Genomic DNA, 15,377 nt, shown 5'->3' with positions numbered 1-15,377 from the left:
TCGACCACGTGCAGATCATTACCGCCCCGCTGACCCAGCTCGATGTCGCCATTGCCTATGGGGTCTGGAAGCTGCGCCAGGACGTGTTCGTCGTCGAGCAGGACTGCCCCTACGAGGACCTCGACGGCCGCGATCTCGAGCCCACCACCGTGCACGTGGTGGGCCTCGGGGAGGCGGCTCCCGACTCGGTGTCCGACGGCGGGATCCGCGTGCTCGGCACGGCCCGTGTGCTCGACGACGGCGACGTCTGGCGTATCGGCCGCGTGGCGCTGGTCAAAGCGGCGCGGGGAAAGGGCCACTCCGACGAGATCATGCGTGCCGCGCTGAAGTACATCGACGCTGTCGGCGACGACCGCGACGTCGTGCTGGACGCGCAGTCGCCGCTGACGCGCTGGTACGGCAAGCACGGGTTCGGGCAGGACGGGGACGAGTTCCTGGAGGACGGCATCCCGCACACCCCGATGCGGCTGGCGCGGGGCTGACCGCTCTCTTGGTTGTGGGCGCGACCGTTGCGACTACCTGCCCGGTTTAGGCGCAACGATCGCGCCCGCAACAAAGGGTCAGTAGGCGCCGCGGCCCGAGATGACGGCGCGGGCCGTCTGGCCGAGGATCGCCAGGTCCAGCATCGGCGTCCAGTTCTCCGCGTAGTAGACGTCGAGCCGCACCGCCTCCTCCCAGGACAGGTCGGACCGGCCGGAGACCTGCCACATCCCCGTCATGCCCGGCTTGACGAGCAGCCTGCGCCGCATGCGCTCCTCGTAGGCCGCCACCTCGTGCGGCAGCGCCGGCCGAGGACCCACGAGGCTCATGTGGCCGCTCAGGACGTTGAAGAGCTGGGGCAGCTCGTCGAGCGAGTACCGGCGCAGGAACCGGCCCACCCGGGTGATGCGCGGGTCGGAGCGCATCTTGAACAGCGGCCCCGCCGCCTCGTTCGCCGCGGCCAGCGCCGGCACGTCGCGGTCGGCACCGACATACATCGTGCGGAACTTGATCATCCGGAAGATCTTGCCGTCGCGACCCACCCGCTCCGACAGGTAGAACAGTCCGCCCTTGCTGGTCAGCGCGACGGCGAGCCCCGCGCCGAGCAGCGCCGGCGACACGAGGAACGTCAGCACGATGGCGAGCAGCCAGTCCATCGCCTGTTTCACGTGGTACTTGAGACCGTCGAAGCGGGGCGCGGCCACGTGCAGCAGCGAGACGCCGGAGGCCGGGTGGACGCTGACCCGGTCGGCGGCGACGTCGGCGAGCTCCGCCGCGAGCATGAGGTCGACGCCCACCCGTTCGACCTGCCAGCCGAGCCGGCGGACGGCCTCGGTCGTGATGGTGTCCGACGCACTGACCACCACGGCGCTCGCCCGGACCAGGGCCGCGGCCTCACCGACATGGGTCAGGTCACCGAGCACGGGGATGCCGCCCACCTCGTCGCCGGGCGTCCCGAAACGCGGGCGCGACAGGTCGGGATCCTCACCTGCGGCCGCTTCGGACGGGAGGCAGGCACCCACGACCACGAAACCCCGGTGCGGCGCCCCGTTGAGCCGGCTGATCATGAGCTCGGCCTGCCGACGGTGCCCGACCACCAGGACGGGTGTCATGCACCCGGTGCCCCGGCGCCGGGAGCGCGCCACCCACCGCCGCCACCCGTAGCGTGACCCGATCAGCACTGCGAGCCCGAGCGGCAGCGCGATCGCCTGCGCGAGCACGTCCCGGACTTCGACGAAGGTGGTCAGCCAGGCGGCGAGGACGAGCACGCTCACGGCGGTCCACGTCGCGCTGAGGATGCGCCGGTACTCCGTGTGGTCCCGGCCGACGACGCGGAGGTCGTACGAGCTGCGCGCGGCCAGCGTGGCCATCCAGACCGCCGCCACGACGGCGGGAACCGCTATCGCCCTGAGCGGGCCCGGATTTCCGGGAGAACCGAACATCAGGTCGGCGTCGATCACGTACGCCACGACGGCCGAGCCGATGACGGCCGCCGCGTCCGTGAAACGCAGACGCGCGCGATATCGCTTTTGCCATTGCGGGTGGGCGAGCCTCGCCCGGATATCGTGAAATCCGCGAGGATCGCGGTTATTCACCCTTATCTCGTCCGTCCGAGGGCGAGTTTCGGAGCCACCGCCTACCGTCTGGCTCGTCACGACGAATCCCTTCTTCGTTCTAACCGAGGACGAGCTTCTGAACGCGCTGAATCACGGCGCGACAAATGCGCCGGGGATGGAGCCGGGGGATTTTCTGGCCTGTGCGGGCGTTCCGCCGGGGTGAGCACACCCAGTCTCGTCGTAATTCCTGTTCTCGATAGTAGGAGGCTTACGGCACTCTGTCCTGTCTATCGAGCCGGTTTACGGCCGCTTCACCCGCTCATTCACCCGGATGGAAAGAGGGTGAATAAAGGCGAGGGTGAATTGCTCACGCGAAGGCCGGGTTAATTAGTGAAAGGAAATGCTCAGAACATTGTTCAGTCGGGAAAAGAGATGACCGCCGGTGCCTCGCGCAGTGCGCCACCGCTCTCGACGAACTCGTCGCCGGTCGACGGGCAGCGCCAGCTCTCGGGTCCTGTGCGCTCCAGGGGAACTCCGGCGCGACCGACCCAGCGGATCCGTCGCGCGGGTACGCCGGCGACCAGCGCGAAGTCCGGCACGTCGGCGGTCACCACGGCCCCGGCTGCGACGGTCGCCCATCGGCCGACCGTCACGGGAGCCACGCAGACCGCCCGGGCCCCGATCGCCGCACCGGTGCGGACCGTGACGCCCACGGCTTGCCAGTCGTCGGCGGTCTTGACGGTGCCGTCCGGGGTTACCGCGCGGGGGTACAGGTCGTTGGTGAGCACGACCGCGGGGCCGATGAACACGCCGTCCTCCAGCACCGCCGGCTCGTAGACCAGGGAGTAGTTCTGCAGCTTGCACCCGTCGCCGATCCGTACCCCGGGTCCGACGTAGGCGCCCCGGCCCACGGTGCAGCCCTGCCCGACGACGGCGTCCTCCCGGATCTGGGCGAGATGCCAGACGGTGGTGCCGCTACCGAGCGTGGCGCGCTCGTCGACGTCGGCCGATGCGACCACGTGCGCTGAGGTCTCGTCGCTGTTCATGGCGGCGGGTGGTCAGTGGGCCCGGTCGCGGACGAACGTGTGCAGGCTACCGGCGGTCTCCAGCATCCCGCCGGTCAGCTCGTCGTCGTCGACGGTGATCGAGAACCGGTCCTCGAGTGCGGTCACGAGCTCGAGGACCGCCAGCGAGTCCAGTTCCGGCAGTGCGCCGAAGAGGGGCGTTGTGGCATCGAACGTGCCGACTCGGTCCTCGATCCCGAGGGTCGTGCCGAGCACGGTCAGCACGTCGGCGAGCTTCACGTCGCCCGCCTCGTCTCTCGGTGCCGGCCTGGCCGGGCCGTCCGTGACGTCGCTGGTCATCGCATCTCCTGTCGGGGTGGTCACACCAACACCTCCGCGGGTGCCGGATGGCTGAGGAACGCAGTAGGGCTCGCGGTGAGGCCATAGGCGCCGGCCTGGAGCACCACCACGAGGTCGCCGGGCTCGGCCCGCGGCAGCGGGACGTCGTCCGCCAGCAGGTCGAGGGGAGTGCACAGGCAGCCGACGACGGTCGCCTGCTCCGTGTCGAGCGACGCCATGCGGTCGCCGACGAGTACCGGGTAGTTGCGCCGGATCACCTGGCCGAGGTTCCCGGACGCTGCGAGCTGGTGATGCATCCCGCCGTCGACCACGAGGTAGGTCCGCCCGCGCGAGATCTTCCGGTCGATCACCCTGGTCACGTAGTAGCCGGCCTCGCCGACGAGGTATCGGCCGAGCTCGATGTGGACGTCGGCGTCGGGCAGCGCGGGAGCGATCCGCTCACCCACCACCACGGCGAGGCTCTCGCTCACCAGGCCCAGGTCGACCGGCCGGTCCTTCGGGAAGTACGGGATGCCCAGCCCGCCGCCGAGGTTCACGTAGCGCACGGTGCCGGGCATCTGGTCGGCGAGAGAGATGACGAGCTCGGCGGTGGCGCTCTGGGCCTGGGCGATCTGTTCGGCGGAGAGGTTCTGCGACCCCGCGAAGACGTGGAACCCGAGCATGTCAACGCCAGTCGCGCCCAGGTAGCGGAGCAGGTCGGGGACCTGTTCGGCGTCGACTCCGAACTGCTGCGGGCCACCGGACATGCGCATTCCCGAGCCGCGCACCGCGAAGTCGGGGTTGACGCGGACCGCCACGCGCGGGACGACGCCGAGCTCGTCGCCGGCGGCCACGACCCGGCGGGCCTCGGTGTCCGACTCGAGCTCGATCAGCACGCCCGCCGCGACGGCGGACCGGATCTCCTCCGGCGTCTTGCCGGGACCGGCGAAGCTGACGTGGTGCGGGTCGGTCCCGGTGTCCAGGGCGGTGTGCATCTCCCGCGCGGAGGCGACATCGAGCGCATCGACCAGTCCCGCCAGATGCTGCACGACGGCGGGCATCGGGTTGGCCTTGACGGCGTACCCGAGTCGCACCGCACCACCGAGGGCCGCGCGGACCTCGCGGACCCGGTCGGTGATGCGCTGCCGGTCGTACGCGAAGAACGGTGTGGACCCCACGCGGGCGGCCAGGCGGGTCAGGGGCACCCCGCCCACCAGCAGCTCGTCGCCCGCTACCGGAACCGCCGCAACGGCCGGATGTAGTGCTACCGGTTCGACCAGCGGCTGCGCCGTCATGCCGGCACCTCTGTCGATGCCTGGGCCGTGACCTGGGCGCGGACCGTGGGGCGATCCAGCTTCCCGTTGGGGTTCCGGGGCAGCTCGTTCACCGGACGGACCTCGGTCGGCAGCATGAAGGTCGGGAGCGACTGGCGCATCTCCTTGAGCAGCCGGTCCGCGTCGACAGGCTCCGGAGCGGCGACGACGAGCACGATGCGCTGGCCCAGGCGGGCATCGGGCACCCCGAGTGCGACCGCCTCGCGCACGAGGCCCGTGCCGAGGGCCGCTTCCTCCACCTCTGTGGGGCTGACCCGGTACCCGGACGTCTTGATCATCTCGTCCTCCCGGCCTACGAAGTAGAGATACCCGTCGGCGTCGCGCACGACCGTGTCGCCCGACCACACGGCGGGCTCCGGAACGGCGCGCCAGGGCTCGTCGTACCCGGGCACGGGCCGGAACCGGGCTGCTGTGCGTTCGGGGTCGTTCCAGTACCCGAGTGCGACGAGGCTGCCGCGGTGCACCAGCTCGCCCGGCTCACCGGGGGCGCAGGGAGAGCCGTCGGGGTGCAGCACCAGGACCTCCGCATTCGGGATCGCGCGGCCGATCGAGTCGGGGCGCAGGTCGACCTGGGCCGGGTCGAGATAGGTGGAGCGGAACGCCTCCGTGAGTCCGTACATCAGGTAGGGCGCCGCCGTGGGAAACAGGTCGCGCAGCTCGCTCAGGAGCGTGCCGGACATCCGCCCGCCGGTGTTGGCGAAGTACCTGAGCGTCTGCCGCGCGCCCGGCGGCCAGTCGACCGCCGCGAGCTGCGTCCACAGGGGTGGCACGCCCGTGATACCCGTGACGCCGTACCGCTCGCACGCGGCGGCGACGTCGCGGGGGAGCAGGTAGTCGAGGAGCACGGCGTGGGCGCCGACGGTGAACGCGGTGGTGAGCTGGCTGAGACCCGCGTCGAAGCTCAGGGGCAGCACGGCGAGCAGGACGTCGTCGGCGGTGTTGCGCAGATAGCCGGAGACACTGGTCGCGCCGACCACCAGGTTGCGGTGCGACAGGACGACGCCCTTCGGCGCCCCCGTGCTGCCGGACGTGTACAGGATGGCCGCGATGTCGGTGTCGGGGCCGGTCGGCAGGTCCGCGCCGAGCGGGCCGTCATCGCGGGTGGCGCCGTCATCGGACGCCGCCAGCCAGGGCCGGAGGGCCACGCCTTCCGGGGCGGCCGTGGGTTCGCCGTCGTCCGGCAGGTCCACGAGCAGCACCGTGGTCAGGCCGGTGTCGCCGAGCTGGTCGCGGACGGCGGCAAGGCGGCCCCGGGACGTCACCAGCACGCGCGCGCCCGAGTCGCGGACGACGTGCGCCACCTGCTTGCCCTTGAGCAGCGGATTGACGGGGACGAACACGCCGCCGGCCACTGCGGTGCCCCACAGCGCCGCCACTGTCTCGACGCGCTTCTCCAGGTACACCGCCACGCGGTCGTGACGGGCCACGCCGAGCCCGGCGAGGTGTGCCCCGGCCTGCCGCACGGCGTGCCACAGCTGCGCGTAGGTCAGGGTCGTGCTCCGGGAGGACAGCGCGGGAGCGTCCGGCCGGATACGCGCCTGATGCGCCAGGAGCTGGTGGATGGCGGTCACGAGGATCACGGTAAGACGCGTCAGGCCATTTCTGGCAGGTCGATGACGGGTGAATAACATCCAAAAGCGGGTGAACCGTGGAAAGGGGTGAAAATGTGTTCGTAACTTCGGTCAACTGCTCCGGGTGAAATGCGCGAGGTTCATTTACGAAGGCGCATACAATGCCGCCGACGCGGAGAGGTGAATTGTTTGATCAATTGTTTCCCGAGAGGACAGTTTTCACCTTCGCGATCCCCTTTTCACCACGGCACCTGGGTCAGCTCGCTGTAGAGGTACGAGGCCGACTCCGGCGGCAGCCCGGCCCGGCTCAGATACATCGCCGGCCGCTGCGCACGCAGCGGCACGGAGTGCCACGGGCCGGGACCGCTGACCCGGGTCTGCAGCAAGGTGAGCGGCAGCCGGTGCGCGAGCAGCAGGTGCCGGTGCACCGCGGGCGCCGCGGCACGGAACAGCTCGCGGTCGCTGACGTGGATCACGGAGGCGAACAGGCGCAGTCCTTTGCGCCGGACCGCCCGGAAGACCACCCAGCACGGCCGCTCGTCGATGACGGCGACGACGTGCCGTGCGGCGGCGGAGCCGGCATGGTCACGGTAGGCCGCCAGGTCGGAGCCCGTCAGGGTCGCCTCGATGTCCGCATGCCCTGTGACCAGGCGTATCCCCCGCCGCGAGGGCAGGGGCAGGTTGACGGCCAGCGCGCCCGACGTGTCCAGGTGGCGGAAGCCGAGCCGCTCGTTCAGGGGTACGACGGTGCCGCTGGGGGAGAGGTCGGTGAGCTCGCGGTCGCGCTGCGCGAGCATCGCGCGGACCAGGCGCAGCGAGTGCCCGCGATGCTCCTCCAGCACGCACCACGCCGCGAGGTTGCACACCGGACGGTCCCGGCCCGGGCCGCCGGTCTCGGAATAGAACGCGGCGTACACCCCGACGACCAGGCCGTCGGCCACGAGCAGGAACCCGTGGTCGGGGTGGCTGGTGCTCCACGTGGGGCGCAGCGAGCGCGCCCACTGCGCGGGCGTGAGCGAGCTGTCGAGATGCACGCTGAGGAATTCCCCGACGCGCGGAAGATCGTCCGTAGTGATCGGTGCCAGGTCGACCCGGGTTGCATGTGTCACGATGGCGAGTATGACCCTCGGAAAACGGTGACAGCGGTGACGGTGCGGGGTGAAAGGCGCGCGGCGCCCGGATTTCATCCGGTGCTTTCCTGTCCCGTGACGCGGTGCATTTCTCACCCGAGCGTTCACCCCGGCTTTGTGTGCCTTTGCCGGGCGGGCCGGTCACTATCGAACGATGGCTGTCAACGAGCAGGTCGCACCAGCCCGCGTGACAAGCGTGCTGCTGGTCGCACCGGCGTGCGACGGAGAAGACGTCGGAGAGTCATGGTTGGCGTACCAATGGGCGCACCGGCTCTCGCAACGGTTCCGGGTGACCCTCCTGTCCACCTACAAGAGGGGGCATGTGCCACCGTCGCAGCAGCTGCCGCGCACTCAGGTCATCGAGTGGGCCGAACCCCCGTTGGTGCACCGCGCGGAGCGGCTGAACAGCATGCTCCAGCCCGCCTACGTGCCGTTCTACGCCCGGGCTCGGCGCTACGTGCGGAACCGGCTCGCCGCGGGCGCACGGTTCGACGTGGCGCACCAGGTGACGCCCGTGGCGCTGCGGTACCCGTCGCCCGTCGTCAACCTGGGCCTCCCGGTGGTGCTCGGGCCGGTCGGCGGCAGCCTGGAGTCCCCGCCCGCGTTCGTCCGGGAGGAGGGCGCGACACCCTTGTACCAGCGGCTCCGGCAGCTGGACCGGCTCCGGCTCCGGCTGGACCCGCTGCTGCGCTCGAGCTATCGGTCCGCCGACTGCGTGGTGGGCATCGCCCCCTACGTGCGGGACGTCCTGGGGGACCTGCCGCTGCGCCGGTACGAGACGCAGAGCGACGTCGCCGTGCAGGAGGTCCCGCCCGAGGTCGACCGCTCGGGTCGTACCGGCCCGGTGCGGCTGCTGCATGTCGGACGCCTCGTGCGGACCAAAGGCGCACGGGAGGCGATCCGCGCGATGGCCCGGCTGCGCGACCTGCCGGTGGTGCTCGACGTGGTGGGTGACGGCAACGACCGCCGCGCGTGCGACGACCTGGTGCGCGACCTGCGGCTGACCGGACGGGTGACGATCCACGGCGCGGTCCCGCATGCGGACGTCGACGGCTTCTACGAGCGCGCCGACGTCTTCGTCTTCCCGAGCTACCGGGAGCCGGGCGGTGCCGTGGTCCTCGAAGCCATGGCGCACGGGCTGCCGCTCGTCGTGTGCGACCGCGGCGGCCCGGCGGAGAACGTGTCCGACGCGTGCGCCGTCCGCGTGCCCGTCGAGTCACCGGCCCAGCTCGCGCAGGACGTGGCCGGGGCGGTCCGCCGCCTGGTCGCCGACCCTGGGCTACGGCTGCGGAAGGGTGCGGCGGCCCGCGAGCGCGTGATCGCCGTCCATCTGTGGGACCGCCGGATCGACCGTATGGCGGACCTCTACGAGGACGTTGCCGCGCCGCGGCCGGAATTCGGTGCGAAGGTGAGCGCATGAGAAGGAGCCGTACCGGGATGGCCCATAGGCGTACCCCACCGCCGCGACGGCGGCCGGCGACGTTCCGGCGGGCGGTCTGTGTGCTGGCGGCCGTCGTGATCATGACGCTCGCCCCGGCGTCGACGTCCGTGCCTCCGGAACTGTGGACGACGCCGGGGGCTGCTCCAGGTGTGTCGGTCGCGCCGGGGGAAGGCCCCGCTCCCGATGACGACGTGGTCGTGCCGACTCGCGTGCCGGAGGCCGTGGCGGCCACGTTTCCCACGAGGTCGAGTGTCGGTCTCCCGGCCGGCTGGGAGCCGAAGGACGAGCACACCGGTGACCTCTGGATCCGTGCGCGGGGCGCGGTGGTCGAGGACCTGAGAATCACCGGCGGCGTCATCCGCGTCGCCGCCGAGAACGTCACCCTACGGCGTGTGCAGGCGGTCGATGCCTTCGTCGTCAACGACGTGAACGGCGCGTGCGGGTCGGGGCTGGTCGTGGAGAGCTCGACGTTCACGCGCACCGCGGGGGCCACCGAGACCGACCTGCCGGTCATCGGCACCGGCGGGTTCACCGTCCGCGACGTCCTGATCGACGGCGTCCCCGAAGGTATCCGGGTGGGCTCGAAGCACTGCGGCGGGGTGACTGTGGAGAACAGCTACATCGCCGTCGTCCCGCCCGCGGAGTGCCAGGACTGGCACGGCGACGGCATCCAGGGGCACAACGGCGGCCCGGTCCTGGTGCGGCAGAGCGTCATCACGCTCGAGGAACGGGCCGACTGCCCAGGCAACGCCCCGTTCTTCTACCCGGGCGACCAGGACAACACGTCGCTGACGATCGACGGGCTGCTCGTGAGCGGTGGCGGCTACCCGTTCCGGGCAGGCACCTCGGGGACCGTGTACAACCTGCGGGTGGTCGACGAGAGCTGGGGCTACGGCCCGGCCGAGGTGAGTTGCCCGGCAGTCGCCGTCACGGGGTCGCACCTGGTGACGGTCGCGGCGAACGGCCGCACGACGCCGGTGGGGCGGCTGGCGCCGTGCGGCGGGGCGTAGGCCCGACCACGTCACACCCGCGAGCTGGCGTCCCGTTCCCACGTGGTGAAGTCACCGGCCCGCACCGCGGCCCGGGCGCGCATGCGGCCCGCGATCACGACGCCGAGGAATACGGGCATCCGCAGCGCTAGCCCTGGCCGCTCCCGCACGACGTGCCAGAGGTCACCGAGCGATGTCCGCGCCTCGGCCCCGCGCAGGCCGGCCCGGTCGGCCTGGGCGTTGCCGGTCGTCACGCGCGTGCGGCGCCGGACGAGGTCCCGCAGGGTGCGCGCCGGGTGCACGACGACCGCGACGTCGTGCACGACGGCGCGCTCGGCCGGCGCGAACGCCTCCGAGAGCACCAGGTCGTCGGCCATCATCTCCGGCAGCGCACCGACCCGGCGGGCGCCGTCCTCGGACACGGCGAGGACGCCCCGCCCGAACAGGCCCGAGCGGACCGCCGGCAGGGACTCCCACACGTCGTGGTACCAGCGCACCGGGGAGGAGACCCCCGTGCGGGGAATCGTCCGCCGGGGCGCGGCGACGGTGATGCCGCCCTGGCCCACCGCGGCCGCGAGCCGGGCCACGCCGTCCGCCGTGATCTCCACGTCGGCATCGAGGTAGACCCGCGGGAACGCGACGGCGACGCGGTCCCCGGCACGCAGCGCCGCGGACTTGGAGGGTTCGGGCAGGTCGAGCACGGTCACGGGGTATCGGCGGGCGGTGTCTGCCGTGCCGTCGGTACACCCGTTGCACGCGACGACGATCTCGAGCAGCCCCGGCGCGGCGCACAGGGCGTCCAGGAGACGTCCGATCGTGCGCTCCTCGTCGTGCGCGGGGATCACGACGGACGCGACGGGCCGTGCGGCCCCCGCCCCGGTCATCGCGGCCTCATCGCGGCAGCAGCGCGTCGCCGGCGCCGAGCACGGCCGGACGGCGGGCGGGCTGGACCAGCGCACGCAGGGTGGGCCACGACGCGCGGTGCCCCAGCACGCCTCGGCGCAGCTCGATGAGCAGGGTCATCGCGTAGTACGCCCAGGCCGCGGTCGTGCCGTGGCGCCGGCGGACCAGCCGGACCCGGTTCAGCATCTGCATCGTGTGGGTCTCGTGGCTGGTGCCCGACCCGCCGCCCACGTGCATGCCACCCGCGAGCGGCGTATAGACCGTGGACCAGCCCGCGTCCCCGGCCCGCAGCGCGAAGTCGGTCTCTTCCGAGTAGAGGAAGTAGGTCTCGTCGAACCCGCCCATCGTGTCGAAGCAGCGGCGTGACATCAGCCAGATGGCCCCGATGGCCCAGTCCACCGTGCGCTCGGTGGTGTAGGCGCGCGGGTCGTCGATCCGCTCGGCGAACACGGGGAGGCGGGTGAAGCTCAGCCCGCCGACGCGGGCGACGGTCGGGGCGCGGCGCAGCGTCGGCGACAGACTCCCGTCGGCCTCGCGCGTGCGGGGGGCGACGATGCCGACGCCGGGCCGGCGCAGCACGTCCAGCATCCTGGGCACGGCCTCGGGGTCCAGCACGGCGTCGGGGTTGAGCACGAGGACGGCCTCGGTCAGCGGTGCGTTCCGCACGGCGCGGTTCACGCCGGCGCCGAACCCGTCGTTCACGCTCTTGACCACCAGGCAGTCACCGCGAGCGAGCAGCAGCTCCACCGTGCCGTCGGACGAGCCGTTGTCGACCACTACCGTCCGGTAGGTGACGTCGCCGAACGCCGCGGGCAGGCTGTCCAGCAGATCGCCGACGTGGCCGGCACTGTTGTAGGTCACCACGACGGCGGCGACCTCGGGATGCGCCCCCAGCTCCGAGCCGGCCGGTCTGCCCGGGCCGGTCATCAGCGCAGCCCCTTGACGAAGGTGCGTGCCGAGTCGGCGAGCCGCGCGGCGTACCGGTCGCCGTGCCGGAGCCAGGCGCGGACATCGTCGGCCGTGTCGTGCGCGCGGACGCTGAACCGGGCCTGTCGCCAGGTGCCGGGCCGTGCGAGGGCACGGTCGCTGGTATAGACGAGGTCGTAGCGCAGCCGGCGCAGGGCGGTCAGGGTCGCGCGGTCGTACCGGCCGAGCGGGCACGCGGCCATGCGCACGGGTTGGCCCAGCACCTCCTCGAGCCGCCTGCGGGCGACCACCAGCTCCTCGTACTGCTCGGCCGGGCTCAGGCGGCGCCATACCCGGTGGTGCATGCCGTGCGACCCGACGCTCATCCCGGCCCCGTGCAGCCCGCGGACGTCGTCAGCCGACAGCGACCCGGGGTTGCCGAGGCGGCCCGCGATCACGAAGAAGTCGGCGGTCCGGCCCCGGGCCGTCAGCTCCGGCAGCGCCACCTCGACGTCGGAGGCATTGCCGTCGTCGAAGGAGAGCTGGACGTCTGATCGCTCGCCGACCAGGTCCAGGACCCGGTGGAACGTGTCGGCGTCGATCCAGTAGGCAGCTTCCTCCGCCGGGACGCCGTAAGGGGCCGTCCCGATGCCGTGAAAGCAGAGATTGATCATTTGCTCATCGTGAAGGAAGAAGTACGGGCGCGGAATGCCGTGACGGGTGAATATACGGGTGATTAACCGGCGGTAACCCGACCTGCCTACGCCTGGTCCCGTAGGGTGCCGGCGAGCCCGACCAAGAGGAAGAGGGCGCCCATCGTCATCGGGAATGCGAAGGCGTCGAAAAAAAGCAGGCTGACGAACCCGACCACGACCGACGCGATGAGTGCCAGGGCGAGGTCGTGGGACCTGGCATCGGTGCCGGCGCTGCGCGCGCGTGCCCGGACGAGCACCCGGACGACCGCCGCGCAGAGGCCGCAGAACAGGACCGTGCCCACCACGCCGATGGTCACGAGGAGCAGAAGGTACTGGTTGTCGAAGATCCGGTAGGTGGGCAGGAACGTGCCCAGCCCTCGCCCGAACAGGGGGTCGCGTGCGATGAAATCTCCCGCCAGCTCGAACGAGCCGGTCCGGGAGGCGACGCTCGGGTCCTCGGAGGCGCCGGCGAACAGTCCGACGATCGACGCCAGCATCCCCGGTGCCACCACCATCCCCCCGACCGTGCCGGCAGCGGTGACGCCCAGCATGATGCGGCGCCGTTGCCCCTTCCAGCCGATCAGCATGATCACGAGGCCGATGGCGGCGCCTACATAGGCGGACCGGGAACCGGTCGCGGGCACCAGGGCGAGCGACGCCACGGCCGGTGCCCACCGCACGACGGCCCTGCGTTCGGTGTGCTGGAAACCTACGTGCAGCGCCAGCGGCAGCAGCATGGTGACGAGCACGCCGTACTCGATCGCATGGGTCGCCGTGCCCTGCGGGCGGACGCGACCGTTGCGTTCCCCGAGCTCGTACGGCGACGTGAGGGTCAGCCCGGGCACGGAGATCCGGTCCACGAACAGCTCACCGAGGGCGAACTGCGCGAGTCCCAGCACGGCGAGCGCGCCGCCGGAGAGGGCCAGCCGCCACACGAGCACGTCGCGCCGAGCGGCCGACGTGATGCCGTCGTGCGCCAGGAGGAGGGTGCCCGACCAGGCGAGCAGTGACAGGAGCGCGACGTCAGCGGGGCTGACCTCGCTCGACACAACAGGCCGCGACATCGCGATGACGTACGAGACCCCGACGCTGAACAGGAAGACGGCAAGCGCCACCCGGACCAGCCGGGGACCGCTCAGCGTCGGCCGGGACGCCCCCACGCCGATGAGCACCCACAGCAGCAGGCTCGCGAGCCCGACCACCATCGACGGGGCCCCGGCGCTGCCGAGCGGTCCGATCACGAGCTTCGAGGGCACGGCGAACAGCAGAACCAGGTAGACCGAGAGCCACGTGACGACGTCGAACGGCCTCGGACGCCGGAACAGGCCCAGCTGCGGCGCCGCATGTCGCCGGTATGCGGCAGGCCGGGTCCGTGTCACCGGATCACCGGATCACCGGGTCTCCGCGGCGGACGCCCGGGAGGACGCATCGTCCTTGCGGCGGTCGCGGGACTCAGGGGCGGGGTTGTTCCAGGGCGGGAGAGTCCTGTCGGCCGGCGTTTTCACGGCGGGCAGCCGCACGGTCGGCGGCTTGTCGCTCGAGGGCTTCAGGACCGGCGGCCCGGTGACCGGCATCCTGCTCCGCGCCCGGCTGCGCTGCAGCCCGTCGATCGCCACGGCGCCGACGACCGTGACCACCAGCCCTACGCCGGCGGCGGCGATGATCATGCGCACCGTACCGCTCGTGTCGATCGCCGCCCGCTCGTCCTTGGCGAGGACCAGCGTCGACACGACGGCGTTCTGCGGCGCGTCGACCTCGGCCTGGAGGCGCTCCAGCTCGACAGGGATCGAGGCGGTGAGCAGGTCGAGCGTCTCGAGGGTGCGCTGCGGGGTCGCGTCGGTGACGTCCACGGCGATCACCGGCCCGCGCGTCGACTCCTCGATCGCCACGACATACTCGGCCTCGGGTGAATCCGAGGTGAACCGGGCCTTGGCGACGTCGCTCTCGTAGTACGCGACCACCACGCGTGCCGGGAGGTCGAGCCCGCCGAGCGCCAGGAACGGGTTGCCGCCCTTGCCGACCGCCTGCTCGGAGGGCACCAGCAGGACGAGCGAGCGTGCGGTGTACACAGGCTGCTCCACGGTGGTGGCGCCCCAGATCAGCGCGGCGGTCGTGATCAACCCCGCGACCGTCACGATCCACTGGCGGCCCAAGGTTGCGATCACGTCGAGGAAAGACATTTGTTCACCCTTTCCGGGCGTATCACGCCGCGCTCGTCAAAGGTATCGTGCCGGGTGCGGGAAAGGAACGAGTCGCGGTATTCCCACGCGAATTTCGCCCGCTCCGAGCAATTGCGGAGATCCGATGACGCTGTGGGACCTGGTTCGTGCGGCGCTGCGGCGCTGGACCGTCCTGGTGGCGGGTGCCGTGGCCACGCTCGGGCTCATGTACTCCACCACACTGGACGACGGCGTGTTCTGGAGCCGCACGCAGGTCGTGTTCCTCGCGCCGACGAGCGCCGCCTACCCGAACGCGCTGCGCACGACGTCCGAGGACCTGATCATCACGGCGGGGGTGGTCGCCAAGGCGGTCTCCGGGCCGGACAAGGTCACCAAGTACGCCTCCCCCGACGCGACGCTGGTCGGCGAGGGCGTGCGCGACGGCTGGTCGGTGCGCCTGCCCGACACCGGCGGCCAGTGGGCCCCCCACTTCGCCGAGCAGGTCCTGTACGTCGAGGTCGTGGCCGGCACCGCTGAGGAGGTGGAGGCGCGGCAGGGCGAGATCATCGCGCAGATCGCCGGGGAGCTGGACCGCCTGCAGCGCGACGCCGGGGTGGCGCCCGTCAACCACATCACCGTGACGGTCGCCCCCGAGTCGACGGTCGTCCACCAGGTGCAGGGCTCGCGCGCCCGGAGCGCCGGGATGGCGGGCTTGCTCGGCGCCTGCGCCACGTTCGCCGTCATCGCGGTGCTCGAGGTGCGGGGATCGCGCCGCGACGACCCGTCGCTCGACCCCGTGGCGCCCGCCGAGGCGGTTCCCGTCCCATCGCCCCCCGTCGCGCGCTGACGCGAGCCGCCTGTTCCGCTCGA

15 protein-coding genes are annotated in these 15,377 nt (G+C 71.6%); 4 read left to right on the top strand and 11 right to left on the bottom strand.

Features of this window, described 5'->3' with window-relative positions; genetic code table 11:
- Nucleotides 1-8: 8 nt before the first annotated feature.
- Nucleotides 9-482, top strand: a complete 474-nt coding sequence (locus EW117_RS05045; protein WP_129784306.1) for a GNAT family N-acetyltransferase — start codon at nt 9-11, stop codon at nt 480-482.
- Between the two features lie 78 nt (nt 483-560).
- Here EW117_RS05045 and EW117_RS05040 read toward each other — a convergent pair whose 3' ends face one another.
- The 6 genes from EW117_RS05040 to EW117_RS05015 form a co-directional block, all read right to left on the bottom strand.
- Nucleotides 561-1,991, bottom strand: coding sequence for a sugar transferase (locus EW117_RS05040; protein WP_277986448.1), 1,431 nt, complete (start codon nt 1,989-1,991; stop codon nt 561-563).
- Between the two features lie 461 nt (nt 1,992-2,452).
- On the bottom strand, nt 2,453-3,082 hold the full coding sequence (locus EW117_RS05035) for an acyltransferase (protein ID WP_129784304.1): 630 nt from the start codon (nt 3,080-3,082) through the stop codon (nt 2,453-2,455).
- 12 nt (nt 3,083-3,094) lie between these two features.
- Nucleotides 3,095-3,400 carry an acyl carrier protein gene (locus tag EW117_RS05030; RefSeq protein WP_129784302.1) on the bottom strand — a complete coding sequence of 102 codons (306 nt, stop codon included), beginning with the start codon at nt 3,398-3,400 and terminating at the stop codon, nt 3,095-3,097.
- Nucleotides 3,401-3,420: 20 nt separating this feature from the next.
- Nucleotides 3,421-4,674, bottom strand: coding sequence for a pyridoxal-dependent decarboxylase, exosortase A system-associated (locus EW117_RS05025; protein ID WP_129784300.1), 1,254 nt, complete (start codon nt 4,672-4,674; stop codon nt 3,421-3,423).
- Complete coding sequence (locus EW117_RS05020) at nt 4,671-6,284, bottom strand: acyl-CoA ligase (AMP-forming), exosortase A system-associated (protein ID WP_242504086.1); 1,614 nt, start codon at nt 6,282-6,284, stop codon at nt 4,671-4,673. The genes EW117_RS05025 and EW117_RS05020 overlap by 4 nt, the downstream gene beginning before the upstream one ends.
- A 239-nt stretch (nt 6,285-6,523) precedes the next feature.
- Nucleotides 6,524-7,393: a hypothetical protein gene (locus tag EW117_RS05015; RefSeq protein WP_207211751.1), complete on the bottom strand. Its 870-nt coding sequence runs from the start codon at nt 7,391-7,393 to the stop codon at nt 6,524-6,526.
- Between the two features lie 175 nt (nt 7,394-7,568).
- Here EW117_RS05015 and EW117_RS05010 point away from each other — a divergent pair, with 175 nt between their 5' ends.
- Together EW117_RS05010 and EW117_RS05005 are read left to right on the top strand one after the other, a co-directional pair.
- On the top strand, nt 7,569-8,834 hold the full coding sequence (locus EW117_RS05010) for a glycosyltransferase family 4 protein (protein ID WP_242504085.1): 1,266 nt from the start codon (nt 7,569-7,571) through the stop codon (nt 8,832-8,834).
- The gene (locus tag EW117_RS05005) at nt 8,831-9,865 is read left to right on the top strand and encodes a hypothetical protein (protein WP_129784296.1); all 1,035 of its coding nucleotides are present in this window, start codon (nt 8,831-8,833) and stop codon (nt 9,863-9,865) included. Before EW117_RS05010 ends, EW117_RS05005 begins: the two co-directional genes overlap by 4 nt.
- 11 nt (nt 9,866-9,876) lie before the next feature.
- On the opposite strand, the gene EW117_RS05000 is transcribed toward EW117_RS05005, so the two are convergent.
- The 5 genes from EW117_RS05000 to EW117_RS04980 form a co-directional block, all read right to left on the bottom strand.
- Nucleotides 9,877-10,728 carry a glycosyltransferase family 2 protein gene (locus EW117_RS05000; RefSeq protein ID WP_129784294.1) on the bottom strand — a complete coding sequence of 284 codons (852 nt, stop codon included), beginning with the start codon at nt 10,726-10,728 and terminating at the stop codon, nt 9,877-9,879.
- 7 nt (nt 10,729-10,735) lie between these two features.
- Nucleotides 10,736-11,674: a glycosyltransferase gene (locus tag EW117_RS04995; protein ID WP_129784292.1), complete on the bottom strand. Its 939-nt coding sequence runs from the start codon at nt 11,672-11,674 to the stop codon at nt 10,736-10,738.
- The gene (locus tag EW117_RS04990) at nt 11,674-12,327 is read right to left on the bottom strand and encodes a polysaccharide deacetylase family protein (RefSeq protein WP_129784290.1); all 654 of its coding nucleotides are present in this window, start codon (nt 12,325-12,327) and stop codon (nt 11,674-11,676) included. The genes EW117_RS04995 and EW117_RS04990 overlap by 1 nt, the downstream gene beginning before the upstream one ends.
- Nucleotides 12,328-12,413: 86 nt before the next feature.
- Nucleotides 12,414-13,727 (bottom strand): O-antigen ligase family protein, encoded by a 1,314-nt coding sequence (locus EW117_RS04985; RefSeq protein WP_129784288.1) that lies wholly within the window; start codon nt 13,725-13,727, stop codon nt 12,414-12,416.
- A gap of 12 nt (nt 13,728-13,739) precedes the next feature.
- Complete coding sequence (locus EW117_RS04980; protein WP_129784286.1) at nt 13,740-14,528, bottom strand: hypothetical protein; 789 nt, start codon at nt 14,526-14,528, stop codon at nt 13,740-13,742.
- Between the two features lie 124 nt (nt 14,529-14,652).
- Between EW117_RS04980 and EW117_RS04975 the strand changes: the two genes are divergently transcribed.
- Nucleotides 14,653-15,354, top strand: a complete 702-nt coding sequence (locus EW117_RS04975) for a hypothetical protein (RefSeq protein ID WP_129784284.1) — start codon at nt 14,653-14,655, stop codon at nt 15,352-15,354.
- Nucleotides 15,355-15,377 lie beyond the last annotated feature (23 nt).

Source organism: Promicromonospora panici (assembly GCF_900608595.1).
GTDB lineage: Bacteria > Actinomycetota > Actinomycetes > Actinomycetales > Cellulomonadaceae > Promicromonospora > Promicromonospora panici.
This window is presented reverse-complemented; position numbering and strand designations above follow the sequence as displayed.